Source organism: uncultured Pluralibacter sp. (assembly GCF_913775985.1).
Classification (GTDB): Bacteria; Pseudomonadota; Gammaproteobacteria; order Enterobacterales; family Enterobacteriaceae; genus Pluralibacter.
Genome location: NZ_CAJYMB010000010.1, coordinates 79,729 through 105,455 on the forward strand (window position 1 = coordinate 79,729; position 25,727 = coordinate 105,455).

Annotated in this window: 24 protein-coding genes; 21 read left to right on the top strand and 3 right to left on the bottom strand. The window is 57.3% G+C overall.

From position 1 onward, the window contains the following. The 9 genes from QZ766_RS00990 (at position 1) to QZ766_RS01030 (ending at position 8,625) form a co-directional block, all read left to right on the top strand. Positions 1–2,502, top strand: coding sequence for a hypothetical protein (locus QZ766_RS00990; protein ID WP_297196307.1), 2,502 nt, complete (start codon positions 1–3; stop codon positions 2,500–2,502). Between the two features lie 18 nt (positions 2,503–2,520). After that, complete coding sequence (locus tag QZ766_RS00995) at positions 2,521–2,847, top strand: hypothetical protein (protein ID WP_297196309.1); 327 nt, start codon at positions 2,521–2,523, stop codon at positions 2,845–2,847. 64 nt (positions 2,848–2,911) lie between these two features. Then, positions 2,912–3,259: a hypothetical protein gene (locus QZ766_RS01000; protein ID WP_048275919.1), complete on the top strand. Its 348-nt coding sequence runs from the start codon at positions 2,912–2,914 to the stop codon at positions 3,257–3,259. Next, complete coding sequence (gene terL, locus QZ766_RS01005; RefSeq protein WP_297196311.1) at positions 3,256–4,866, top strand: phage terminase large subunit; 1,611 nt, start codon at positions 3,256–3,258, stop codon at positions 4,864–4,866. Before QZ766_RS01000 ends, terL begins: the two co-directional genes overlap by 4 nt. An 18-nt stretch (positions 4,867–4,884) precedes the next feature. Next, entirely contained in the window at positions 4,885–7,125 is a 2,241-nt protein-coding gene (locus tag QZ766_RS01010) for a hypothetical protein (protein ID WP_297196312.1), read from the top strand. A gap of 9 nt (positions 7,126–7,134) precedes the next feature. Beyond that, positions 7,135–7,428 (top strand): hypothetical protein, encoded by a 294-nt coding sequence (locus tag QZ766_RS01015; RefSeq protein WP_297196314.1) that lies wholly within the window; start codon positions 7,135–7,137, stop codon positions 7,426–7,428. A gap of 75 nt (positions 7,429–7,503) precedes the next feature. After that, on the top strand, positions 7,504–7,731 hold the full coding sequence (locus QZ766_RS01020) for a class II holin family protein (RefSeq protein WP_297196316.1): 228 nt from the start codon (positions 7,504–7,506) through the stop codon (positions 7,729–7,731). After that, positions 7,712–8,251 carry a lysozyme gene (locus tag QZ766_RS01025; protein ID WP_297196318.1) on the top strand — a complete coding sequence of 180 codons (540 nt, stop codon included), beginning with the start codon at positions 7,712–7,714 and terminating at the stop codon, positions 8,249–8,251. The genes QZ766_RS01020 and QZ766_RS01025 overlap by 20 nt, the downstream gene beginning before the upstream one ends. Continuing rightward, the gene (locus QZ766_RS01030; protein ID WP_297196320.1) at positions 8,248–8,625 is read left to right on the top strand and encodes a hypothetical protein; all 378 of its coding nucleotides are present in this window, start codon (positions 8,248–8,250) and stop codon (positions 8,623–8,625) included. Before QZ766_RS01025 ends, QZ766_RS01030 begins: the two co-directional genes overlap by 4 nt. Before the next feature lie 89 nt (positions 8,626–8,714). On the opposite strand, the gene QZ766_RS01035 is transcribed toward QZ766_RS01030, so the two are convergent. Next, complete coding sequence (locus QZ766_RS01035) at positions 8,715–9,806, bottom strand: site-specific integrase (RefSeq protein ID WP_297196321.1); 1,092 nt, start codon at positions 9,804–9,806, stop codon at positions 8,715–8,717. Positions 9,807–9,895: 89 nt separating this feature from the next. On the opposite strand from QZ766_RS01035, the gene dusA reads away from it, so the two are divergent. Together dusA and pspG are read left to right on the top strand one after the other, a co-directional pair. Further along, positions 9,896–10,933, top strand: a complete 1,038-nt coding sequence (gene dusA, locus QZ766_RS01040) for a tRNA dihydrouridine(20/20a) synthase DusA (RefSeq protein WP_297196323.1) — start codon at positions 9,896–9,898, stop codon at positions 10,931–10,933. A gap of 136 nt (positions 10,934–11,069) precedes the next feature. Beyond that, positions 11,070–11,312, top strand: a complete 243-nt coding sequence (gene pspG / locus QZ766_RS01045; RefSeq protein WP_297196325.1) for an envelope stress response protein PspG — start codon at positions 11,070–11,072, stop codon at positions 11,310–11,312. Positions 11,313–11,467: 155 nt separating this feature from the next. On the opposite strand, the gene QZ766_RS01050 is transcribed toward pspG, so the two are convergent. Next, positions 11,468–12,451, bottom strand: coding sequence for a quinone oxidoreductase (locus tag QZ766_RS01050; protein WP_297196327.1), 984 nt, complete (start codon positions 12,449–12,451; stop codon positions 11,468–11,470). A gap of 65 nt (positions 12,452–12,516) precedes the next feature. On the opposite strand from QZ766_RS01050, the gene dnaB reads away from it, so the two are divergent. From dnaB to QZ766_RS01080, 6 genes are all read left to right on the top strand, one after another. Further along, complete coding sequence (dnaB, locus tag QZ766_RS01055) at positions 12,517–13,932, top strand: replicative DNA helicase (protein ID WP_297196329.1); 1,416 nt, start codon at positions 12,517–12,519, stop codon at positions 13,930–13,932. A 147-nt stretch (positions 13,933–14,079) separates the two neighbouring features. Next, positions 14,080–15,159, top strand: coding sequence for an alanine racemase (gene alr / locus QZ766_RS01060; protein WP_297196332.1), 1,080 nt, complete (start codon positions 14,080–14,082; stop codon positions 15,157–15,159). 130 nt (positions 15,160–15,289) lie between these two features. Then, the gene (locus tag QZ766_RS01065) at positions 15,290–16,483 is read left to right on the top strand and encodes an amino acid aminotransferase (RefSeq protein ID WP_297196334.1); all 1,194 of its coding nucleotides are present in this window, start codon (positions 15,290–15,292) and stop codon (positions 16,481–16,483) included. A 201-nt stretch (positions 16,484–16,684) separates the two neighbouring features. Continuing rightward, a complete protein-coding gene (gene aphA, locus QZ766_RS01070) occupies positions 16,685–17,389 on the top strand; it encodes an acid phosphatase AphA (RefSeq protein ID WP_297196336.1) in 705 nt (234 codons plus the stop codon). 109 nt (positions 17,390–17,498) lie between these two features. Beyond that, positions 17,499–17,915 (top strand): secondary thiamine-phosphate synthase enzyme YjbQ, encoded by a 417-nt coding sequence (locus QZ766_RS01075; RefSeq protein ID WP_297196338.1) that lies wholly within the window; start codon positions 17,499–17,501, stop codon positions 17,913–17,915. Between the two features lie 2 nt (positions 17,916–17,917). Then, the gene (locus QZ766_RS01080; protein WP_297196340.1) at positions 17,918–18,271 is read left to right on the top strand and encodes an MmcQ/YjbR family DNA-binding protein; all 354 of its coding nucleotides are present in this window, start codon (positions 17,918–17,920) and stop codon (positions 18,269–18,271) included. On the opposite strand, the gene uvrA is transcribed toward QZ766_RS01080, so the two are convergent. Beyond that, entirely contained in the window at positions 18,272–21,097 is a 2,826-nt protein-coding gene (uvrA, locus tag QZ766_RS01085) for an excinuclease ABC subunit UvrA (protein WP_297196342.1), read from the bottom strand. 327 nt (positions 21,098–21,424) lie between these two features. Here uvrA and ssb1 point away from each other — a divergent pair, with 327 nt between their 5' ends. The 4 genes from ssb1 to tssK all read left to right on the top strand — a co-directional run bounded on the left by ssb1 (position 21,425) and on the right by tssK (position 25,719). Beyond that, on the top strand, positions 21,425–21,961 hold the full coding sequence (ssb1, locus tag QZ766_RS01090; RefSeq protein ID WP_297196344.1) for a single-stranded DNA-binding protein SSB1: 537 nt from the start codon (positions 21,425–21,427) through the stop codon (positions 21,959–21,961). Between the two features lie 1,358 nt (positions 21,962–23,319). Continuing rightward, on the top strand, positions 23,320–23,820 hold the full coding sequence (locus QZ766_RS01095) for an SH3 domain-containing protein (RefSeq protein WP_297196346.1): 501 nt from the start codon (positions 23,320–23,322) through the stop codon (positions 23,818–23,820). Positions 23,821–23,845: 25 nt separating this feature from the next. Then, positions 23,846–24,352 carry a type VI secretion system lipoprotein TssJ gene (gene tssJ, locus QZ766_RS01100; protein WP_297196348.1) on the top strand — a complete coding sequence of 169 codons (507 nt, stop codon included), beginning with the start codon at positions 23,846–23,848 and terminating at the stop codon, positions 24,350–24,352. A 23-nt stretch (positions 24,353–24,375) separates the two neighbouring features. Beyond that, entirely contained in the window at positions 24,376–25,719 is a 1,344-nt protein-coding gene (gene tssK, locus QZ766_RS01105) for a type VI secretion system baseplate subunit TssK (protein WP_297196350.1), read from the top strand. Positions 25,720–25,727: the final 8 nt, after the last annotated feature.

Consider the following 25,727-nt stretch of genomic DNA (forward strand, 5'->3'; position numbering starts at 1 on the left):
ATGAAACCACAATGTATACAGGCAGTAGAAGCACATCTCAGCTCGGTAACCGGTAAGCCGGTCAAGCTCACTACCGCGGCGATCTCCCGCATTGATGAGCGCATGCACGAAGGCGCAAAGGTTCTGGCCCGGCGAGACCGCACCGCCTGGCAGTCGATGTCACCCGATGAGAGAACCGTAGCTATCGGTAAGTGGGTTCGCGAACAGGAAGAGATTCAGGCAGACAGTCAGGCAAGGAGCAAGATTCGGCAGCTTTCCGCCATCGTGGATGCGGCTAAAAAACTCGATGCGATGGCCGCCGCTCGCCCGGATAAAGCGGGAAAGTGGAGCAAGTCGCTGATCGATGTTCTTGAGGGAGTAGATAACACCTTACGTGGGGCGGAGCAGGTGGCGGTAAGAGGCTTCGGCGATATGCTGAAAGAGGCGAAAGTCGGCCCCTGGACGCTGGATTTTGGCAATAAGCGCAGCGATGCGTTCTTTGCTGATGTTGTCCGGGAAATATACGGGAACGACACCGGGAACGGAACGGCCAGAAATTTTGCGCAAAAGTGGTCAGCAACGATGGACGGCTACCGCGAAGCCAGAAACCGGGCGGGCGGTACTGTCGGCAAGCTGGATAATTATGCCCCTCAGTCCCATGATCCGACCATTATGCAGCGCCCTGAAAATAAAGGTGCGTGGATCAGCTTCATGATGAAAAACCTTGACCGGGGGCAGTACCTGAACGCCGACGGTAAGCGAATGAACGACGAGCAGCTGGAGGCGGTGATCAGGAAGATGTACGACTCCATCGTTACCGATGGAGTGAATAAAACGCAAATCGATGCTCAGGGACTCGCTGATGGAACAGCGGGCAGGCTGGGGTCATCCAACCGGGCTAGAATGCTCAACAGCAGTCACAGGGAGATCCACCTGCGCGATGCCGATGCGGTCATAGACTATAACGAACAGTTCAGCGATCGCTCTCTGGGCGCGGCATTTTTCAGCCATTTGCAGGGCAGCGCGCGGGACGTAGCGTTAATTAACGAGATGGGGCCAAATCCGGAGGTTACTTTCTCAACGTTAAAAAATACGGTTGAGAAAAGAGACAGTGAAATGGAGGGAGCGGTCTTTAACAAAAAAGGGAGTGTGGAAGGGGCCGGGCGTGGTGGTTTTGGTCCGGATGCGTATTTCCGCCAGATGGTCCAGAACAATGCAGATATGGATCGCTGGGACCGTTACAGCAGCGCGCTTACCGCCTACCAGGCCGCAACGAAGTTGACCAGCACTGGGCTACGTTCAGTTTTCCAGGACACACCAGGCATGCTGCTGAATATGGCAGATGTCGGCCAGCTTCATAATATCGGCACCGTCCTGCACTCCGCCTTCCGCCCTAAAGAGGCGGCACAGTTTGGGATCGGCGCGGAGGTTGCGGTTAGGGCTGCACGTGAGGGGGCAGAGCGAATCATGGCGCAAGGCCGGTTTAATCTGCCCAATGCGCTCAGCCGCTACGCCCAGTCGACCATGAAATACACCCTGCTCGATGCGTGGACAAACGCCGCCAGGCGGGCGGGGCAAACGTCGCATGCGCTGGCGCTGGGCGAGTGGTCACGCACGCCGTGGGCAAAGCTGGATGACAGTCAGCGGGGGTTACTGAACAACGCCGGTATCACCGAAGGCGACTGGCAAAACATCATTCGAGTGCCCAGGAAAAAGCTCAGAGGGCAGGATATCCATGACGTTTCTGACGTCGCTACTCTGGGGTTAACGCCAGATGAGACACTGCGCTTGCAGTCCCAGATGATGGGTTTTATTCGGATGGGCGGCGATATTGTTACCTCTGAGCATAACCTCACCGCGCAGACCATAATGAGCGCCGGGGGCCGGTCCAATGCGTTGACCAAGCAGGTGATGCTCTTCAAGAGCGCCGGGGCAATACAGACGGCGCATATGCTTGATCGCCTGAGCCGGAAATCAGCCGGTACGAAGGCAGGCTATGTCGCGGCTACCGCTGCGCTTTCTGCCAGCTTCGGCTACATGGCGCTGGTCGCCCAGGCGGTAACCAGCGGGCAGAATCCGCCACCGCCGGATGATGTGAGAACGCTGGCGAAAGCGATCGCCATCGGCGGCGGGTTTGCGATGTTCCAGGATTTGGTGACCAGTATGTACGATGCCGTGAGCGGGGATAATTCAGGGCACAGCTCCAGCGCGGTGCCAATTTTCGGTGATCTGGCAACGATAGGAAAAATTGGCTTCACTGCAGCAACGGATCCACAGAAGGCCGGGTACATGGCTATCCGTTTTGGTCGTCAGCAGATCGCCCCACTGAATTACTGGTATACAAAGGCCGCCGTTGATCATATGTTTTTTAACGACGCGGCTGAGGCGCTCAATCCCGGATATCAGCGGCGCCTACGGAAGTATGCAGACCAGAAGGGGCAGCAATATTTCTGGGATCCGTCGGGCGACCTTTACTCGCCGGAAATGGGTTATTATAAAAAGCCATATGAATTCGGCGATTAAAATCAGGAGCGTATAGAAATGTTGACCCCTTATTTAGCTCGAGTCTTAACATGGTTCGTACTTAGTGCAGTAATATGCTTATGCGTTTGGGGCATAAGAAGAAAAATCCTGAAAGATGATTGCGTGACTTTAGCCACTGCTAGGGAAAGATTCATTAGAGAAGGAGCGAATGCCACCTTTCCTTTCAAACCAACTTTGCCAGATAACCCATCAGATTCACTGATGGAAGCGTATTACGTTTACGAGCATTGGAAGGAGAAGGCACGAAAAACAGGAACTACTGGATTAAATATTATATTTCACATCCCTGGTTTAGTAGCTATCGTCTTATTACTTAGCCTCTAATAGTCAGGATTCCGACCCCCGCCCCGTCACATGATAGCCTCATGGATAACCACGAGGCTTTTTTATGCATTCAGATTACAAAACCCGCCTGACAGCGCTGACCGATAAATTAACCGATGTGGTGCTGCATGAGGCTGACCCCGACAACTGGCCGGGCGCCGACAAAAAGCCCAGCGAGCTGACAAAGGACGAGCGAGGCGATCGCTACTGGGACAAAAAGAACGCGGCGGCGTCTCTGACGCTGCTGATTAAGGTACACTCGCTGATCGGCATGCAGACGCGTGGCGGTACTCCATCAGACAACCCCGGCCAGGACGATGAGGCGTTCGAGTTGGGCAAGCAGGTATCGAAGGCCGAGCGCGAGGCGGCCGCCATCATTGAGCGCCTGCAGCAGCAAAAAGGCAAAAAGTGATCTCCTTTCTCGCGTTCTTCCTGATGTGGGCAGAGCGGATGAACTGGGACGTTCCCGACTGCCATTACCGGGCCTGCCACTGGCTTGAGCATCGCGGCAACCTTGCGGTGCTCCGATGTTTTCGCGGGTTCGGTAAATCTACGATCCTGGGGGTGTACAACGCCTGGCGGTATTACTGCGATCCTCAGTACCGCATCCTGCACCAGTCCGAATCCGACACCACCGCCCGCAAGACCAGCCGAGACACGCAGAACGTCCTGCGCAACCATCCGCTGACCAAAGGCATGCTGCCGGATGGCCTGGGCACCATCGAGCAGTGGTGGGTTAACGGCTCGCTGGACATGCGAAACGCGAGCATGTTCGCCAAGGGCATTCTGTCGAACGTCACTGGCTCCCGCGCCGACGAGTGCCAGAATGATGACGTGGAGGTGCCGGGCAATATCCAGACGCCTGAAGCGCGCGAGAAATTGCGGTACCGGCTCAGCGAGCAGACGCACATCCTGATCCCCGGCGGCCGCAAATTATTTATCGGCACGCCGCACACCCACGACAGCCTCTACGATGAAAAAGAGGCGGAGGGCGCAGACTGCCTGACGATTAAGCTATTTGCTAAAGAGCACCGCGTCGAAGCGAAGACGGCGACTGAAACGCGCTACCGGGTGCCGTTCCGCCCGGAGTACGTCTTTGTCGGGATCCACAAGGCGACCAAACTGCTGCGCGAAGGCATCGACTACAAGCTGACGGCCGACGGCGTGGAGTTCGCCGCGGCGCCGGAGACTGTCGTCGATTTTTACGCCGGGTGCGCCTGGCCGGACCGGTTCGATCATGATGAGCTGGTGCTGCGCCGGCGGGAGTGCCGGACGGTAAACGAATGGGACAGCCAGTACCAGCTGCACAGTAAGCCGGTTGGCGAGGTTCGCCTCGACCCCGACCGCATCCGCGAGTACAACATTCAGCCGGAGATCCGCTACGCCAATCGCGCGGCCTCAATGTGGCTCGGCCAGACGCAGATCGTCGGCGCCGTGGCCTGGTGGGACGTTGCCACCGGCAAAGTTAAGGCCGACGCCTCGGCGTTCTCCCTGATGCTGACCGACGCGCGCGGCCACCTGTACTGGCACATCTGCCTGGAGCTTACCGGCGAGCTCGCGGAGTTCGGCGAAAACGACAAAATCACCGGCGGCCAGGTGATGCAGATTAAAGAGCTGGTGCTGAAATATCAGATCCCGCTGGTCTGCGTTGAGGTCAACGGCCCCGGCTCGTTCGCGGGCAAGCTGCTGCGCCAGGCACTCAAAGGCACTGGCTGCGGCGTGCGGGAAGAGTTCAGCGTTACCAACAAGCAAAAGCGCATCCTGGACGCGTTCGAGGCCCCGCTCTCATCGCGGTTCCTGTGGGCGCATACCGACGTGCTCGACGGCCCGATGTACGACCAGCTGCGCGACTTCAACCCGGCGCTGACCAACCAGCCGGACGACTTCATCGACTCCGGCGCCGGTGCGATCAGCGAGACACCGGTACGCATCGGTAAATTGGTCGGGATTCCGACCGGACAGGCGAGGGAACATTGGCAACCAAATGACGGCGATCACCTGGTCGCCGTGAACTATTAGCCAGCCAGAGGTTCCCCCATGTCGGTACCTAACCAGACCCCCTATAACATCTACACGGCCAACGGGCTGACGACGGTTTTCGCTTACGAGTTTTATCTGATCAGCGCCGGCGATATCCAGGTGACGATCAACGGGGCGGTGATTACCGGCGGGTATAGCGTGGGCGGGGTCGGCAACGTGGGCGGCGGCGACATCACTTTTCTGACACCGCCGGCAAACGGCGCGATGGTTATGCTGGAGCGCAACATACCCACCTACCGCCTGACTGATTACCAGGACAATGGTGACTTGTTAGCTGACACAGTTAACAAGGACTTTGACCGGCTGTGGATGGCTATCCAGCGGGCATTCATTTACCTGGGTCTGGCGCTGACGCGTCCGCTACTGGGTGGGCCGTTTAATGCGAAAGGGTACCGGATAGAAAATTTGGGGGACCCGGTTAACGATTATGATGCCGCTAATAAACGGTTCGTTATTGAGCAGGGTAGAGTTAATCTTCAGCGTACTCTGAGAGTTCCGGAGAGTGTGGTAAGCCCCCTGCCGGATATTTTTTCGCGTAGGAACAAAATATTAGGCTTTAACGGATATGGCAGCCCAGTCGCTTTGCTACCTGAATCGGGGTCCGCTTCTGATGTAATGCTGGAGTTAGCGGATACAGGGCGCGGAAAAGGCATTGATTTAGTCGCAGGCGGGCGCCGGTATTTCAGGGTGACGGATTATCCTGGCGGGGTTCCGGACTCTACAGTTTCTCGAAGGAGCGATGGCACTCTTGCCATCGTTAAAGGAACGGATAACACGGTTGCTTTTCAACAAGCATTGCTCGACGCACAGGCAGTTAACGGCATTGTTCTTGCCCCCTCCCAGGATAACGGGAAGGCATACTTTGTAACCAAAACGCTTTATCCTGTGGTTACTAAAAATGACCTATGGCGAGGCGCATCCATCATCGGCGATGGTAAGTTTGCCACAAAGATAATTTATGATGGTGGAGACACTCCATGCATCCACGTATTAGGGACATCAGGCTGGCCTTCTAATATATCACTTGAGGGCATTTCTTTATACTCGGCAAATGATTTTGTTGGAGAAGGTTGGAAATTGCAAGGACTCACCGGCGTGAGTCTGAAAAACTTCGCGGCTTATCGCTTTGGTACTAATCTTTCTTTTTCTAACGGCTCGCGAGCTGGTATCTTTACTGAGTTTAATTTTATCGAAGACGGGTGGTTAGAAAACGGTGCAACAAATATTCGGTTCAGAAAAGACGGCGGCGACGGGTCTTTTCATGGTATTAGCCTGAACAATATAATTAACAATAACATCCCCGGGCAGACTGGGTTAGATGTCGGATCTGGATGCGTAATTTATAATGCTGACTGGCAGCAGGTAACATTCTTTGGCAATACTGGCGTGCAGTGGATCCTCAACAACGGAACCCGAAACGGGTTTGAAACGTTGTATTTCGAGGGTAACGGCACGGTAACTAATAACGGAACCTGGAGCACTGCGGGACACTGGCGTGTGCAAAGTAATACCGGCATTATCAAGGACACGTCGAGTATACCTTTTTTTAACTCAGGATATATGACGCCTACTAAGCCCGCAGATTCAAATTTTGCGACGGCTGGGTTTAATTCGCTTGAAGCTTTAAATCCCCTAACGAATAGTCAGGCATCTCGTGGCCTTATGCGGCTACGTGGTAATAACGCAGAAGCAATGGCGATTACGGGTTACGGCTCTGGTAACTTTGAGAGCCAGGGACTCGCTATCGTATCTCAGTCGGCGAATTCTACTGTAGGGCAGGTTACATTACGGCAGATGATTCATTTAAATGGGATAACATCTTTTCGTCCTGAGTATGTAATAAAATACGCTGGGGGGCCGAACCAGCTTAGCGTTAACTCAACAAATAGCCATACCGGTATTATGGGAAGGAAAACTGCGGGCACAATTCTTAAAAGTGCCGCGCAGCAAACTATTACAACCGATTTGTCGCTACCAGCTACTAACCAGACATTTGTGTTATCTGTGCATCTATATACAACCGATGGTGCCCACAGACACGTTGCATCCTATGTTGGCGCCTCCGTGACAGGGTCGGCGTCGCAGACTGCACTACTGATAGCCAGCCACTCAGATTCAGCTATTACATTCCCATCTGCTGCGTTTGTAGTTCTGGAAGGGGGGCTGTTACGGTTTGCTGTTACTACAAGTGTTGATATTAACTACGAGATAAAAGCCCTGGGTGTTGGGGTTTACTGAGGATATTTTATGCCAACTAGTGTTATCGGGAAATATGTTTCCGAAACGGGTGTGGAATTACAAAATGCCTTTATTATTTTTAAAGGTGCCACAATTTTTTCGCATACTGTTACAGAAGATGATCGCGCAGTAGAATACCGGGATGTTGAATTTAGCTTTAGCGTCTATGTTTCTGAATCAGCATATAACACAGGAAAACCCAGCTTTGAAACGTTTTCTAAAGTTATGCCGTTAGATAGCGATAAAACTTTAGATGAACAAGCATTGCTGTTACTCAAGCAGTTTGAAGTAACAGATAAGTAGTCAGGATTCCGACCGGCGCGTCGCCTTACCCTCACTGCACTACAACAGTGTTCCCCGTGGGGGTAAGGCATGCGAATGAAAAACCTACCGGATGTGGCGGCCGGGACGTCATATATCACATCCACAGTCAGCGGTAGTTATTGGCTGCTACAGCTTCTCGATAAAGTCAGCCCCAGCCAGTGGGCCGCTATCGGCGTCCTCGCGAGCGTGGGCTTTGGTCTGTTGACCTATCTGACCAACCTCTATTTCAAAATCAAGGAAGACCGTCGCAAGGATAATCTCTATGGCGAGCGCCCGGAGTAAGCTCAGCGCCGCGGTGCTTGGCCTGGTGCTGGCCGGCGCCCCTGCGTCAGTTATTCTCGATCAGTTCCTGAACGAAAAAGAGGGCAACAGCCTGACGGCTTACCGGGACGGCTCCGGCATCTGGACAATTTGCCGCGGCGCCACGCGCGTGGACGGCAGACCGGTGGTGCAGGGCATGCGCCTGACACAGCAGGAATGCGACCAGGTAAATGTGGCCGAGCGCGATAAGGCGCTGTCCTGGGTCAACGGCAATATCCACGTGCCGCTGACTGAACCACAGAAAGCGGGCATTGCCTCTTTCTGCCCGTACAACATCGGACCTGGCCGCTGTTTCCCCTCAACGTTCTACCAGCGCATAAATGCCGGCGACCGCCGCGGAGCCTGCGAGGCTATCAGGTGGTGGATCCGCGACGGCGGCCGCGACTGCCGGCAGACGAAAGGCCAGAAGAACGGCTGTTACGGCCAGGTGGTCCGCCGCGACCAGGAGAGTGCGTTAACGTGCTGGGGGATAGATGAGTGAATATCAAAATTAAGCTGCTGATCGCCGGCGCTGCGCTCGGTCTGCTGGCAGCTATTTTTTATGCTGGTTATCTGAAGGGCTGGTACGCCCACAGCGAGCAGGTTAACCGGGTAGCAGCAATGAAAAGTAAAACGACCGAGAAGGCGATCGCCGCCGGCGAGCAGAAGGCGGCTACGGCCGCCACCGAGGGGCGCGTGGTCTACCGAACCATTTACAGAGACGTGGTGAAATATGTCAATAATCCGGACCGTACTGTGTGCCAGTTTGATAACGATGCTGTGCAGCTGCGCCAGCGCGCCCTCGACGCGGCCAACACCATCAGCGGACTTGATGCAGGAGCCGTGCCGGGGAGCCAGCCAGGCGGGAACAAATAGCGATGAGGATCTGCAGGCGGATATCGAAACGGCGGAGTGCCTGCGCCAGCTGAGACTGAATACCTACCGCTGGCAGGCGTGGTACCAAGCTACTCTTTAGCCTTTCTGTGCAATTCTTCAAAGCGAGCGTGTAACGACTTTGGGTACAGCTCGGTGTATACCTGCCAGAGCACATTTAAAGACCGGTGGCCTGTTACCTGGGCCACTTCTTCAATACTAAACCCCGCTTCAAATAACCGGCTGGCCCCTTCCCGGCGCATATCATGGTAGCGTAGATCCTTTATCCCGAGCTTATCGCGCACGCGCTGAAAACCTGCGCTGACAGATGTAGAATTATAGGGGAATATCAGGTCGTTGCTTCTGGGCTGGCGCTGAGCGATCTCCCAGGCTTCCCCAAGCAGCGCGACTTTCATATGATTGCCTTCTTTTTTGCGAGGGTCTTTGCGGTCTCGTACCAGTACAGCACGAGCGTCCTGATCGATATCATCCCAACGTAACCTGCAAACCTCACCCACTCGCATGCAACTCAGTATAGAAAACCGAAGGATATCGACGTACGGAATTTTCGCACTGCGGTGATCACTCCGCACCTTCAGCGCTGCTTCTAACCGGTCGAGTTCGTCCCCTACAGGCCGGCGGCTCCGCCTGTTAGATTTGCCCACAAGGCCCATGTGCAGCAAAGTAGGCCGGGCCTCCCTGGCTGGGTTTTTGGTGTACTCGATGCCGTACACCGGTTTTGCCGAGTCCAGCACTCCCGCCAGGTAGCTGACGTCTTGGCTAACGGTTACCGGACCGGCGCCAGCAGCCGCACGTTCCCGACAGTGCTCGATCACGTGGGTAACTGACAGTTCCGGCAGCTTGAGGCGTGCGATGTCGCAATCCGCCAGCATGTCCAGAACATAGCGCTTAGTTCTCCCGGCTTTACCGCCGAGGTTAGGGTCGTTGGTGTACCGCGCGATAAGCTCCCGCAGCGTTACAGCTGTGGCCTCGTCACCGCCCGGTACACCATGTTCTTCCAGTTCCAGCGCACGCCGGCTGCCCCAGGTTTTTGCCAAAGTTAGTTTGCTGAATGTTCGCGTCTCACGATGCAGGTGTTTCCCGCCCGCTTTAATGCCTACGGTGCAGCGATAGCGGATTGTGCCGTCCGCCTTTGGTCGTTTAACTATGTTATAGTAAGCCATTATTTAACCGATATTGCTTGCGGTACACCATTTAAATGGTGTCCTTATTGGTGTACTGAGAAAGCAAAAATAATACAAAAAGTGTGAAAATGCACCAAAATCCAGAAACAAAAAAACCGCCCGTAACCAGCATCACAAGCGGATTTTCTCGTGATAACTGGCCTGGGCGGTTCTCCATTGCGCCGATGCTCGACTGGACGGACAGGCACTGCCGCTATTTCCTGCGCCTGCTCTCCCGCCAGACGCTGCTGTACACCGAGATGGTGACCACCGGAGCCATTATTCACGGCAAGGGCGACTATCTGGCCTACAGCGAGGAAGAGCATCCTCTGGCGCTGCAGCTCGGCGGCAGCGATCCGGCGGCGCTGGCGCAGTGCGCGAAGCTGGCGCAGGCGCGCGGCTATGATGAAATTAACCTCAACGTCGGCTGTCCCTCCGACCGGGTGCAGAACGGCATGTTCGGCGCCTGCCTGATGGGCAACGCGCCGCTGGTGGCGGACTGCGTGAAGGCGATGCGCGACGCGGTGTCGATTCCGGTGACGGTGAAAACCCGTATCGGCATTGATGACCAGGACAGCTACGAATTTCTTTGCGACTTTATCGATACCGTTTCCGGGCGCGGCGAGTGCGAGATGTTTATTATCCACGCCCGCAAGGCCTGGCTCTCCGGGCTCAGCCCGAAAGAGAACCGCGAGATCCCGCCGCTGGACTACCCGCGGGTCTATCAGCTCAAGCGCGATTTTCCGCACCTCACGATGTCCATCAACGGCGGCATCAAGTCGCTGGAAGAGGCGAAGGCGCATCTTGAACATATGGACGGCGTGATGGTCGGGCGCGAGGCGTACCAGAACCCGGGCCTGCTGGCTGCGGTGGATCGCGAGATTTTCGGCAGCGAAGGCGCCGATCCCGATCCGGTCGAGATTGTGCGGGCGATGTACCCCTACATTGAGCGCGAGCTGGCGAAAGGCACCTACCTGGGCCACGTTACCCGCCACATGCTGGGCCTGTTTCAGGGGATCCCCGGCGCCCGCCAGTGGCGTCGCCACCTGAGCGAAAACGCGCACAAAGCCGGGGCCGATATCAACGTGCTGGAGCAGGCGCTGCAGCTGGTGGCCAATAAGCGCTAACGGTTACGCTAAAACCTGGTCAAATTCACCACGCCTCGCCGCATCCGGCGGGGCGTTTTTGTTGTAATTCAATGAATTAAATCTGGCACGTTTCTTGTAATACTGTTCTCAGAGAATCACTGCTGAGGGACGACCCATGTTTGAACTGCTTTTTATTATCGGATTTTTTGTGGTGCTGCTGGTTACCGGCATCTCGCTGGTGGGGATTATCGCCGCGCTGATAGTCGCCACGGCGGTAATGTTTATCGGCGGGTTGTTTGCGCTGATGTTCAAGCTGCTGCCCTGGCTGCTGCTGGCGGTGGCCGCGGTGTGGATAATTCGCGCGGTTAACAAGCCGAAAAAAGTGACGGTGCTGCGCCGCGGAGACTGGCGTTATTGAGGTATTGCGGGGCGCGTCACAACCTGAGAATCTGCCGATAGTCGGCGCGCCGCAAATCTGTCATCATCCGCCAAATAACGTATTCATCGTGCTGTACCCTACATACAGACAACGATATAAAAAAGAAAGGGCTTCCTGCGGGAAGCCCTAATTCTTTACGGGATCAGCAGGCTTGAGCCCTGCGTCGCCCGACTCTCCAGCGTCTCGTGCGCCCGCCGGGCTTCCGCCAGCGGGAATTTCTGACTCTCCGCCACGTCCACCTTAATCGCGCCGCAGGCCATCAGCGAGAACAGCTCGTGGGCAGCCGCCTCCAGCCCTTCCCGGGTATTGACGTAGCTGTGCAGCGTTGGGCGGGTCACAAACAGCGAGCCTTTCTGGCTGAGAATGCCCAGATTGACGCCCGTCACCGGGCCGGATGAGTTACCGAAGCTAACCATTAGCCCGCGAGGCTGCAGGCAGTCCAGCGAGGTTTCCCAGGTATCTTTGCCCACCGAATCGTAGACCACCCGCACCTTCTCGCCGCCGTTAATGGCGAGCAGCCGCTCGGCGATATTCTCCTCCCGGTAGTTGATCACCTCCCAGGCGCCGGCCTCCCGCGCGCGGCGGGCTTTTTCCGCCGAACCCACCGTGCCAATCAGCTTCGCGCCCAGCGCTTTTGCCCACTGGCAGGCAATCAGGCCCACGCCGCCCGACGCGGCGTGAAACAGGAACGGCTCGCCGGGTTTTATCTCGTAGGTCATGCGCAGCAGATAATAGACCGTCAGCCCCTTAAGGAACGAAGCCGCAGCCTGCTCAAAAGAGACCGCCGCAGGCAGGATCACCGCTTTATCTGCGGTAAGATTGTGCACCGAGCTGTAGGCACCGAGCGGCGACTGGGCGTACACCACCCGATCCCCCGGTTTAATATGAGTGACGCCGGTTCCGACGCGGGTCACGACCCCCGCCGCCTCGGTGCCGAGGCCGCTCGGCAGGGAAGGGGGCGCGTACAGGCCGCTGCGGATATAGGTATCGATGTAGTTGATGCCAATCGCTTTATTTTCGACCTGAATCTCGTGTTCGCCCGGATCGGCGGGGGTAAATTCGACGGCGTTCAATACATCAGGCCCGCCGTGGGTGTGAAATTCAATACGTGTTGCCATGACGCCTCCTCGGTGAATGTGGTAATCTTTCGACCCACTCTTTAGCGCGGTAAGTTCCATTCACTATGGCAGGAAATAAACCCTTCAACAAACAGCAGGCTGAGCCACGCGATCGCGATTTTCAGGTCGACGGGCTGAAAGTACCGCCGCATTCAATCGAAGCGGAACAGTCGGTGTTGGGCGGTTTAATGCTGGACAACGAGCGCTGGGACGATGTCGCCGAGCGCGTGGTCTCTGACGATTTCTATACCCGCCCGCACCGCCACATCTTCACGGAAATGGCGCGCCTGCAGGAGTCGGGCAGTCCTATCGACCTGATCACTCTCGCGGAATCCCTTGAACGGCAGGGGCAGCTCGACAGCGTTGGCGGCTTCGCCTACCTGGCTGAGCTGTCAAAAAATACCCCGAGCGCGGCGAACATCACCGCCTACGCCGATATCGTGCGCGAGCGCGCGGTAGTGCGCGAGATGATTTCGGTAGCCAACGAAATCGCCGAAGCCGGTTTCGATCCCCAGGGGCGCACCAGCGAGGATCTGCTGGATCTGGCTGAGTCCCGGGTGTTTAAAATCGCCGAAAGCCGCGCCAACAAAGACGAAGGGCCGAAAAATATCGCCGACGTGCTCGACGCCACCGTGGCGCGTATCGAGCAGCTGTTTCAGCAGCCGCACGACGGCGTCACCGGCGTTAATACTGGCTATGACGATCTGAACAAGAAAACCGCCGGTCTGCAGCCGTCGGATTTGATTATTGTCGCCGCGCGTCCGTCGATGGGTAAAACGACTTTTGCGATGAACCTCGTCGAAAACGCGGCGATGTTGCAGGATAAGCCGGTTTTAATCTTCAGTCTTGAAATGCCCTCCGAGCAGATCATGATGCGTTCCCTGGCCTCCCTGTCCAGGGTGGATCAGACCCGCATCCGTACCGGACAGCTCGACGACGAAGACTGGGCGCGCATCTCCGGCACAATGGGTATTCTGCTGGAGAAGCGAAATATCTATATCGACGACTCCTCCGGTTTGACCCCGACGGAAGTGCGCTCCCGCGCCCGCCGCATCGCCCGCGAGCACGGCGGTATCGGCCTTATCATGATCGACTACCTGCAGCTGATGCGGGTGCCGTCGCTCTCCGATAACCGTACGCTGGAGATTGCCGAAATTTCCCGCTCGCTGAAGGCGCTGGCGAAAGAGCTGCAGGTACCGGTGGTGGCGCTCTCACAGCTTAACCGCTCCCTGGAGCAGCGCGCCGACAAGCGTCCGGTGAACTCGGACCTGCGTGAATCGGGCTCTATCGAGCAGGACGCCGACTTAATCATGTTTATCTATCGTGATGAGGTGTATCACGAGAACAGCGACCTGAAAGGGATCGCGGAAATTATTATTGGTAAGCAGCGTAACGGCCCCATCGGCACGGTGCGTCTGACCTTTAACGGACAGTGGTCGCGTTTTGATAATTACGCGGGCCCGCAATACGACGACGAATAAATCTCCTTCATCCTTTACGCCGCAGGTGCGTTGGCTGCGTCCGCTTACCCCGGTCACTTAGTTGACTAAGCTCCCGGGGATGCGCGGACTTGCCGCCTTCCTGCAGCGCAAATGATTTCGGAGATACTCTTTTTTTAAGGAACACTCATGCAAGCGGCAACTGTTGTTATTGACCGCCGCGCTCTGCGACACAACCTGCAGCGGATCCGCGAGCTGGCACCCGCCAGCAAAATTGTTGCGGTTGTGAAAGCAAACGCCTATGGACACGGTCTGCTGGAGACCGCGCGAACGCTCCCCGATGCTGACGCCTTCGGCGTTGCCCGCCTGGAAGAGGCGCTGCGCCTGCGGGCGGGCGGGATCGTTCAGCCTATCCTGCTGCTGGAAGGTTTTTTCAACGCTGAAGACCTGCCGGTAATTGCCGTGCAGGGCCTGCAAACGGCGGTGCATAACCTCGAACAGCTTGAAGCGCTGGAAACAGCTAACCTGCCGGAGCAGGTGACGGTGTGGATGAAGCTTGATACCGGGATGCACCGTCTCGGCGTGCGCCCGGAAGAGGCGGAAGCCTTCTACCAGCGCCTGTGCCGGTGTAAAAACGTTCGTCAGCCGGTTAACGTGGTCAGCCACTTCGCCCGGGCGGACGAGCCCGAGTGCGGCGCTACCGAGCAGCAGCTCGACATCTTCACCACCTTCACCGAAGGCAAGCCCGGCCTGCGCTCCATTGCCGCTTCCGGCGGGATTATCCTGTTCCCGCAGTCGCACTTCGACTGGGTGCGCCCGGGGATCGTGCTGTACGGCGTTTCGCCGCTGGAGCAGCATCCCTGGGGCAACGAGCTGGGGATGCAGCCGGTGATGTCCCTGACCTCCAGCCTGATCGCCGTGCGCGAGCACAAAGCCGGTGAGCCGGTGGGCTACGGCGGCACCTGGGTGAGCGAGCGGGATACCCGCCTCGGGGTGGTGGCAATGGGCTACGGCGACGGCTATCCGCGCGCCGCGCCCTCCGGTACGCCGGTGCGGGTCAACGGCCGGGAAGTGCCGATTGTTGGCCGCGTGGCGATGGACATGATTTGCGTCGATCTCGGCCCGGAGTCCCGGGATAAAGCGGGGGACCCGGTGATCATGTGGGGCAAAGGGCTGCCGGTAGAGCGCATTGCGGAAATCACCAAAGTTAGCGCTTACGAACTTATCACGCGCCTGACCTCGCGGGTGGCGATGGAATACCTCGACTGATCTCCCGCGCTCACTTCCCCGCAACATCGGCGGGGAAGTGAATAACATCGTTAACATCCCCGCTCGATCTCCCTCCCAATCCGGTTTATTGTGGTGAATACCGCTTCCCACATTTCAGGAGTACCACCGCGTGTTTCAACATGTCGACGCCTACGCCGGCGATCCCATCCTCTCCCTGATGGAAAAATTCAAAGAAGACCCGCGCAGCGATAAAGTTAACCTCAGCATCGGCTTGTACTACGGCGCAGACGGGGTTATTCCACGGCTGCAGGCGGTTGCCGAGGCAGAGACGCTGCTCAACGCCCGGCCGCACGGCGCGTCGCTATATCTGCCGATGGAGGGGCTCAGCAGCTATCGCAGCAGCGTGGCGCCGCTGCTGTTTGGCGCGGGCCATCCGGCGCTCCAGGAACAGCGTATTGCCACCGTCCAGACTCTCGGCGGCTCCGGTGCGCTGAAAGTCGGCGCCGATTTCCTGAAACACTACTTCCCGCAGTCGAAAGTGTGGGTCAGCGACCCGACCTGGGAAAACCACATCGCCATCTTTGAAGGCGCTGGCTTCGAAGTGGGTACTTACCCCTGGTTTGACAGCGACACCAACGGCGTGCGCTTTGAGGCGCTGCTCGACAAGCTGAATACGCTGCCGGAAAAAGACATCGTGCTGCTGCACCCGTGCTGCCACAACCCTACCGGCGCAGATCTGACGCCTGCTCAGTGGGATGCCGTTACCGCAGTGCTTAAAGCCCGCAACCTGATCCCGTTCCTCGACATTGCCTACCAGGGCTTTGGCGCCGGCATTGAAGAGGACGCCTACGCGATCCGCGCTATCGCCGATGCGGGCCTGCAGATGCTGGTCAGCAACTCGTTCTCGAAAATTTTCTCTCTGTACGGCGAGCGCGTCGGCGGCCTGTCGGTGGTCTGCGAAAGCACCGAAGCCGCGGGCCGCGTGCTGGGGCAGCTGAAAGCCACCGTGCGCCGCATCTACTCCAGCCCACCGAGCTTCGGCGCGCAGGTGGTTTCCGAGGTGCTGAACAGCGACGCCCTGAAAGCCCGCTGGCTGGCGGAAGTGGAAACCATGCGCACCCGTATCCTGTCCATGCGCCAGGCGCTGGTCGAGGTGCTGAAGCAAGAAATGCCGGACGGCAACTTCGACTATCTGCTCAAGCAGCGCGGTATGTTCAGCTACACCGGCCTGAGCGCGGCGCAGGTCGATCGTCTGCGCGAGGAGTTTGGCGTCTACCTGATTGCCAGCGGCCGCATGTGCGTCGCCGGACTTAACGCCAATAACGTTCAGCGCGTGGCAAAAGCCTTTGCGGCAGTGATGTAAGCATTTACTCACATACGCTGCCCCGCCGGACGGGCAGCGTATGTTATCCCGCTGTAAACGCGAACCGGGAAGAGTGTGATCATCACCCTTTTCTATGACCTTTAAGCTATTTATTCCTTTTCTTCATTGTCACGAGCCGTTAAGGTCTCCTCTATATACCGTTATTCTGAAACTTTTCATTACCGGAACATTCTGAGACTTATGCGCATCCATACTCTGGCGCTCAGCGCCGCCTGCCTGCTTCTGTCGCTTACTGGCCCTGCCAGCGCGTTAACGTCGTCCCCTGAGCCGCTCTATCCGGGCACCAGCGTGGCGAAACTCGCTGAACAGGCACCGGTACACTGGGTCTCTGTCGCCCAGATTGAAAACAGCCTGCTGGGCCGCGCGCCGATGGCGGTCGGATTTGATATCGACGATACGGTGCTGTTCTCCAGCCCCGGCTTCTGGCGCGGGCAAAAAACCTGGGGCGCAGGCTACCTGACCAATCCTGACTTCTGGGAAAAAATGAACAACGGCTGGGACGCGTTCAGCATCCCGAAAGAAGTGGGCCGGGCGCTGATAGCGATGCACGTTAAGCGCGGAGACAGCATCTACTTCGTCACCGGCAGAACCCAGACCAAAACGGAAACAGTCTCCAAAACCCTGCAGGACGATTTTCTAATCCCCGGCGTCAACATGAACCCGGTGATCTTCGCCGGGGAGAAGGCCGGACAGAACACCAAAGTGCAGTGGCTGCGCGAGAAGAACATCAAGGTGTTCTACGGCGATTCCGATAACGATATCACCGCCGCGCGGGAAGCTGGCGCGCGCGGCATCCGCGTGCTTCGCGCATCGAACTCCACCTACCGGCCGCTGCCCAACGCCGGCAGCTTCGGCGAAGAAGTGATCGTCAACTCAGAATACTGATCCGGTGAACGGCAGCGCCCGCGCTGCCGTTTATTTACACTCGGCAATTTTCCCTTTCTGCCAACTTGCTGCACACTTAGTACGTCATCTTTCGTACCAGGAGCAGCCGATGTGGCATCAGCAAACCGTTATTCTTTCCGCGAAACCCCGCGGCTTTCATCTTGTCACTGACGACATTCTCGGCCAGATCCGCGAGATAGCCTCGCTCAACGTCGGCCTTTTGCATCTGCTTCTCCAGCACACCTCCGCTTCTCTCACGCTGAATGAAAACTGCGATCCCACCGTGCGCCAGGATATGGAGCAGCACTTTCTGCGGGCAGTACCTGAGAGCGCGCGCTACGAGCACGATTACGAAGGGCCGGACGACATGCCCGCGCACATCAAATCCTCGGCAATCGGCGTTTCGCTGACGCTGCCGGTGCAGAAGGGCCGGGTGCTGCTCGGCACCTGGCAGGGCATCTGGCTGGGGGAGCATCGAATACACGGCGGCTCGCGGCGCATCGTCGCGACGCTTCAGGGGGAGTAACAATGACCAATTCGGAAATCTTGCAGTACTGTATGGCCAAGCCCGGCGCGGAGCAGAGCGTCCACAGCGACTGGAAAGCGACGCAGATTAAAGTGGCCGACGTGCTGTTTGCGATGGTGAAAGAGGTGGAGGGGCGCCCGGCGGCGTCGCTAAAAACCACGCCGGCGCTGGCAGATCTGCTGCGCCAGCAGCACAGCGATGTCCGGCCCAGCCGACACCTCAATAAAGCGTGCTGGAGCACGGTCTATCTCGACGGCTCGCTGCCGGACTCGCAGATTTATTACTTAGTGGATGCGTCCTATCAGCAGGCACTGTCGCTGCTGCCGGAGGCCGTCCGGCAGCAGCTTTCCGCCTGATTATCCCAGCAGCGGCTTCAGGAAGCGCGCCGTGTGCGAGGCTTCGCACTCGGCCACGGTTTCCGGCGTGCCGGCGACCAGGATCTCGCCGCCGCCGCTGCCGCCTTCCGGGCCGAGATCGACAATCCAGTCGGCGGTTTTGATCACGTCAAGGTTGTGCTCGATAACCGCGATGGTATTGCCCTGGTCCCGCAGCTGGTGCAGCACCTGCAGCAGCTGCTGAATATCGGCAAAGTGCAGGCCGGTAGTCGGCTCATCGAGGATATACAGCGTCTGGCCGGTGCCGCGCTTGGAGAGCTCACGCGCCAGCTTCACGCGCTGCGCTTCACCGCCGGAGAGCGTGGTCGCCGACTGGCCAAGGCGGATGTAGGTCAGACCTACGTCTATCAGGGTCTGCAGCTTGCGCGCCAGCGCCGGCACCGCGTCAAAGAACTCGCGCGCCTCTTCGATGGTCATATCCAGCACTTCGTGGATAGTCTTGCCCTTGTACTTAATCTCCAGCGTTTCGCGGTTGTAGCGCTTGCCTTTGCACTGGTCGCAGGGAACATAGATATCCGGCAGAAAGTGCATCTCTACTTTGATAACGCCGTCGCCCTGGCAGGCTTCGCAGCGGCCGCCGCGCACGTTAAAGCTGAAGCGGCCCGGCGTGTAGCCGCGGGCGCGTGATTCCGGCACGCCGGCGAACAGCTCGCGCACCGGCGTAAAGACGCCGGTGTAGGTTGCCGGGTTCGAGCGCGGGGTGCGGCCAATCGGGCTTTGGTCGATGTCGATAACCTTGTCGAAGTGCTCCAGCCCGCTGATGTCGCGGTACGGCGCAGGTTCGGCAATGGTGGCGCCGTTGAGCTGGCGCTGGGCCAGCGGGAACAGCGTATCGTTAATCAGGGTCGATTTACCGGAGCCGGACACGCCGGTGATGCAGGTAAGCAGGCCCACCGGCAGCGTCAGGGTGACGTCTTTCAGGTTGTTGCCGCGCGCGCCGGTAAGCTTAAGTACTTTTTCCGGATCGGCGGGCACCCGCTGCTTGGGCACTTCGATTTTGCGCTTGCCGCTCATAAACTGGCCGGTGAGAGACTCCGGTACCGCCATAATGGCGTCCAGCGGGCCTTCCGCTACCACGTTACCGCCGTGAACCCCTGCGCCGGGGCCGATATCAATCACGTGATCCGCCGCGCGAATCGCATCTTCGTCGTGCTCGACCACGATCACCGTGTTGCCGAGATTGCGCAGGTGGATAAGGGTGCCCAGCAGGCGTTCGTTATCGCGCTGGTGCAGGCCAATTGACGGCTCGTCCAGCACGTACATCACGCCCACCAGCCCGGCACCGATCTGGCTTGCCAGACGGATGCGCTGGGCCTCGCCGCCGGAGAGGGTTTCCGCCGAGCGGGAAAGGCTCAGGTAGTTCAGGCCGACATTAACCAGAAACTTCAGGCGATCGCCGATCTCTTTCAGCACCTTGTCCGCGATTTTGGCCCGCTGGCCGGAGAGCTTCATGTTATTGAAGAAATCCATTGCGTGGCCGATGCTCATGTCCGAAATAGTCGGCAGGGCAGTGTCTTCCACAAAGACGTGGCGCGCCTCGCGGTTGAGGCGGGTACCACCGCAGCTGGCGCACGGGCGGTTGCTGATAAACTTCGCCAGCTCTTCGCGTACCGCGTTTGATTCGGTTTCTTTGTAGCGGCGCTCCATGTTATGCAGCACGCCTTCAAACGGGTGGCGGCGCACGGAGGTATCGCCGCGATCGTTGATGTATTTAAATTCGATAGACTCTTTTCCGGAGCCGTTCAGTACCACTTTCTGCACTTTGTCGCTCAGGCTGCCCCAGGGCGCCTCAACGTCGAACTTATAGTGTTCCGCCAGCGATCGGAGCATCTGGAAATAGTAGAAGTTGCGGCGATCCCAGCCGCGGATCGCGCCGCCGGCCAGGGACAGCTCCGGATTCTGAATTACGCGATCCGGATCGAAATACTGCTGTACGCCCAGCCCGTCGCAGGTCGGGCAGGCGCCCGCCGGGTTGTTGAACGAGAACATGCGCGGCTCAAGCTCGCGCATGCTGTAGCCGCAGATCGGGCAGGCAAAGTTGGCGGAGAACAGCAGCTCTTCCGCTTTCGGATCGTCCATGTCCGCCACTACGGCGGTACCGCCGGAGAGTTCCAGCGCGGTTTCGAACGATTCCGCCAGGCGCTGAGAGAGATCGTCGCGTACTTTGAAGCGGTCGATAACCACTTCTATAGTGTGCTTCTTCTGCAGCTCCAGCTTCGGCGGATCCGACAGGTCGCACACCTCGCCGTCGATGCGGGCGCGGATATAGCCCTGGCTTGCCAGGTTTTCCAGCGTTTTGGTGTGCTCGCCTTTGCGCTCTTTAATGATCGGCGCCAGCAGCATCAGGCGCTTGCCTTCCGGCTGGGAGAGCACGTTATCCACCATCTGGCTGACGGTTTGCGCCGCCAGCGGCACGTCGTGATCCGGGCAGCGCGGCTCGCCGACGCGGGCGTACAGCAGGCGCAGGTAGTCATGAATTTCAGTAATGGTGCCGACGGTGGAGCGCGGGTTGTGCGACGTCGATTTCTGCTCGATAGAAATCGCCGGGGACAGCCCTTCAATATGATCGACGTCCGGCTTCTCCATCAGCGACAGGAACTGCCGCGCGTAGGCGGAGAGCGACTCAACATAGCGGCGCTGCCCTTCGGCATACAGCGTGTCGAACGCCAGAGAGGATTTACCCGAACCCGACAGCCCGGTGACAACGATAAGTTTGTCGCGGGGGATGACGAGGTTGATATTTTTGAGATTGTGGGTGCGTGCGCCCCGAACTTCGATCTTATCCATTCACCTTTCCCGGTAGAGACTCGGACGCGGAATGTCTGATTATACACGGCATTTTTCAGACTGCCTGTGCATCGGCTGCGCTGAATGGCTTCGGCAACCGCGATGATGCCGTGTATAGATGGCAGGACAAACGGCGGAAACGGCTAATTATGACACAAATTTACCTGAATGAATATACAGTGCTGCGATCCCCGGCACAGGCCGCACCGCATCCGCATCCTGCCGCAGATGTTGTTCGGAATCGTCCTCGCAAACTATCAAAGGGCGCGCTGGTAATGCTACAATCCCGCGTTAAACTTTAAAGAAACCCCTTCAGGAGACTCGATCATGGCCAGCAGAGGCATTAACAAGGTAATTCTCGTCGGTAATCTGGGTCAGGACCCGGAAGTCCGCTATATGCCAAGCGGTGGGGCCGTGACGAACATTCGTATCGCCACCTCCGAATCCTGGCGTGACAAAGCGTCCGGCGAAATGAAAGAAGTGACCGAATGGCACACCGTGGTGCTGTTTGGCAAGCTGGCGGAAGTGGCCGGCGAATACCTGCGTAAAGGTTCACAGGTGTACATCGAAGGCCAGCTGCGCACCCGCAAATGGCAGGACCAGAGCGGTAACGACCGCTACTCCACTGAAATCGTGGTGGGCATGAACGGCGTGATGCAGATGCTCGGCGGCCGTCAGGGCGGCGGTCAGCAGCAGGGCGGACAGCAGCAGGGCGGCTGGGGCCAGCCGCAGCAGCCGCAGGGCGGCAACCAGTTCAGCGGCGGTGGCCAGTCCCAGTCCCGTCCGCAGCAGCAGCCGCAGTCTTCTGCGCCGGCGCAGTCTAACGAACCGCCGATGGATTTTGACGACGATATCCCGTTCTGATCCCCGCGCTAACCCCGCTCAAGAAACCCTGCTCCGGCAGGGTTTTTTTATGCCCCCGCAGGGGCTGTGCAGGCCGGTGCGGGGCGAAACTATTAAGCGCGTCTTATGTCGCTATCGGTAACGCGCAGCGCGGAGGCAGGATTGAGAAATATAACGAGGGCTTTTCGGATTATTTTCCGATCAAAAATGGCTTAGAAACGATTCAGCTCATCCTCAAAATCTGATGGCGGCGATTAATTAAACAGCGCCCGTTGCTAACGGCTGCGGGCATTATTTAGTTTGTTACCGGTAAAATTAAAGCGATATCGTAATTACGCCAGTGGCTTAAAAGAGTGCATAAACTATTTATTCACGCGCGGCGCCTGGCGCAGGCAGGCGGAAATGAATTTTCTGACTTTTGATTGGGGCCAGGATATATTGCAGATATATTTTGTGGAGTGATGTGCTGCCGAGCCTCGATTAGCGCGGAACTATTATTGTTGTTGAGCGATGCAGGGACAGTACAACAATTCTGGCAGGAACGCGGAAATGCGGCAGAACAACGCCGGTAACGTACTAAAATATGAAGAAAATAAATTTTTCCTCAAGCAGAAGCAGGATAACGTCAGCGGCAATACATGAAGCAAATTGAGACGCTGGCGGCGCGAGGTTAAAACTACGCGTCAGTGTTAATAAGGTGCGTTAATACGGAGGTTAATACGGCATGCGGCCACGTAAGGGAGCCTGTTGGCTTGAAGGCTAAACCTGCGCCAGCCGGGGCTCGGGCGAGCATCTCCCCCTCGCTGCAGCGGCGCTGGCGGCAGGGGATCGGCATGGCGGTCTGGTGGCGGAATCGTTATTCCATAACTTAACTTATATATATCTAAAAGTTTTAAAAGAATGCCGGTGTTAACGGTAATTGTTAATCCCTGCTTAACAATTAAAAATACCAGGAAACAGCCTATAACCGGGTAGGAAAAAGACCTGTAATTTATCGGTGTAATTACTTTTTCGCGTAATATATACGACCTGTCTGAGATGAGATAATCCCTTATTATCCGGTAATCGAACGCATAATTTATTTCCCTAAGTTAAATTTCCCCAGCGTGAGATTACTCCTAAATATTCGCGTTATTTTATAATTTTGGGCGCATCCTCTCTTTGTCATGTTGAATTGGTACATTCGTTCTGTAAAATCTTTCTCATAAGGTTAAAAATTTGTAATTACACCGGGCTTCTATTTGGAGAAGCTCGTGCGGTAGCTATGTCTCTTGCGTGATAATTAATGGTTCCTGTAATAAACCCTTATTTTGCTCCGGGAATAACCGTCAGCATCGCGAGCGCGCAGCTTTCTGTAATAAAAACCAATGGAATATAAGATGAAAATGAAAATGTTGCTGGCAGCCGCCATTACGGTTGGCCTGGTGGGTTGCCAGGCGCCAAAGCCTAAAATTACCGACGACACGATTGAGACCTCGCAGGTGGATGGTGTCACCCTGACGCACCGGCACATCGTTAAACCGCCTACCGAGTTTGCGCCAATTAATCAGACCTACCGCGCGCTGTACAGCGCATCGGTGATGAACCAGCCGGGTTATGGCGGCAAGCCGCTGAGCGAACTGCAGACCGGTCAAAGCTACACCGCGCTTGGCAAAGTGGATGGCGGCTGGATAGCCCTTGCCGACGACGGTGAAGAGCAGCTTATCGGCTACGCGCCCGCTAACGCCGTGGTGAAAAGCGAGCTGTACGACAAGACCGTCCGCGACCAGTCCCGCCGCGCTAAAAAAGTAGTTCGTAAGAAAGCGGCAACCTGCGTCAGCGTAGATGGAAACACTAAAGCCTGTCAGAACGGCAATAGCGGTACCTGGATCCTGAACTGATCCCAGGTCCTGCGGATGAAACCGTATGAATAAACACTCTTTTTTACGCCAGAGCCTTCTGGCGTTTTATTTGATTTTGGCTACGTTGGTCAGCGGCTGTGGTTCGGCCTCTCACAGTGACCCTTCCCGATACAAACTTCATTTTCAAGCTCACCCACAGATAAACAATTCAGCACCCCTGAAAGTCCGCGTGATGCTGCTTAAATCCGATGCGGAATTTATGGCTTCTGACTTCTACTCTTTACAGAATCAGGCGCAGAAGGTGCTCGGCGGCAACCTGCTCAACAGCGATGAGTTCTTCCTCATGCCCGGCCAGCTCGCGAAAGACCTGAGCGGCGCCAGCTCGCCCGAAGCGCGCTACATCGGCGTGATGGCGGAGTACCAGTCGCTGGACGGCAAAAAGTGGCGTATCTCTCTGCCGCTTCCCAACGGCGAGGACGCGCCGTTCTGGAAATTCTGGAAACGCTCATCGGACGAGCTCCAGGCAAACCTCTTTCTTGACGTAAACGGGATCCGCGTCCTGACGCACTGAGGCGCGATCTACAGGGAATCAGCATGAATAAAGCAGATAAGGTGGTCTGGACCGAAGGCATGTTTTTGCGCCCGCACCACTTCCAGCGGGCGGAAAGCCACCTGCAGCACCAGCTTCGCGAGTGGGGCAACATGCAGCGCTCGTACCTGTGGGGCTTTCTGGATGTTGAACTTGACGACACGATGCTGCACCAGGGCTGCATTGCTCTGAACTACGCCAGCGGCCTGCTGCCGGACGGCACCTTCTTTCACTTCTCCGATGCCCGACAGGGCCCCGCGCCGCTGGCGATCCCGGACAACACCAGCAACGAAAAAGTGGTTCTGGCCCTGCCGGCCCGGCGCGGCGGCCGCGAAGAGGTGATCTTCAACGAAGAGCGCGACTCGCTGGCGCGCTATATCGCCTTTGAGCGCGAGGTTGAGGACGACAACGCCCTCGCGGTAGGCGAAGCGACGGTGCAGTTTGCCCGCCCGCGGCTTACGCTGATGCTGGAAAAAGACCTTACCGCCGAGTGGACCGCCGTTGGCGTGGCCTTCGTGGTGGAAAAGCGCAACGACAACCTCGTTCAGCTCGACACCAGCTACATCCCGCCGACGCTTAACGCCAACAATCAGGTCCAGCTTTTCAAGATGGTCAACGATCTCCATGCCCTGCTGCTGCAGCGCAGTCAGCAGATTGCCGGTCGTCTGCGCCAGCCGGGGCGCTTTAACACCTCCGAGCTGATTGAGTTTACCCTGCTGTCGCTGATTAACCGCCATCTCGGCCACGCGTCACACCTGAAAAAACTGCCGCTGATTCACCCCGAAGCGCTGTGGAGCAGCTGGCTGCCGTTTGCCTGCGAGCTGGCTACCTGGAGCGCCCAGCGCGCGCCGGACGCGACGCTGCCGCTGTACAACCACGACGATCTGGCGGGCTGCTTCGGCAAGCTGATGCTGATGCTGCGCCAGGGACTGTCGCTGGTGATGGAAGACAGCGCTATCCAGCTGCCGCTCACCGAACGCTCTCACGGTTTGAATATTGCCACCGTGCCGGACACCAGCATGGTGCGCGACTTCGGCTTCGTGCTGGCGGTGAAAGCCAGCGTGCCGGGCGAAATTCTGCTGACCCACTTCCCGGCGCAGATGAAGATTGCGCCGGTGACCAAAATTCGCGATCTGGTCCAGCTTCAGCTGCCGGGCATGGTGCTCAGGGCGATGCCCGCCGCGCCGCCGCAAATTCCGTGGCACGCCGGCTATAACTATTTCGAGCTGGAGAAGGGCAGCGAGCTGTGGGGGGAAATGGAAAAATCAGGCGCCTTTGCACTGCATCTGGCGGGCGAGTTTCCCGGTCTTAATATGGAATTTTGGGCCATTCGTAGCCCGGCAGAATAACAAAGCGA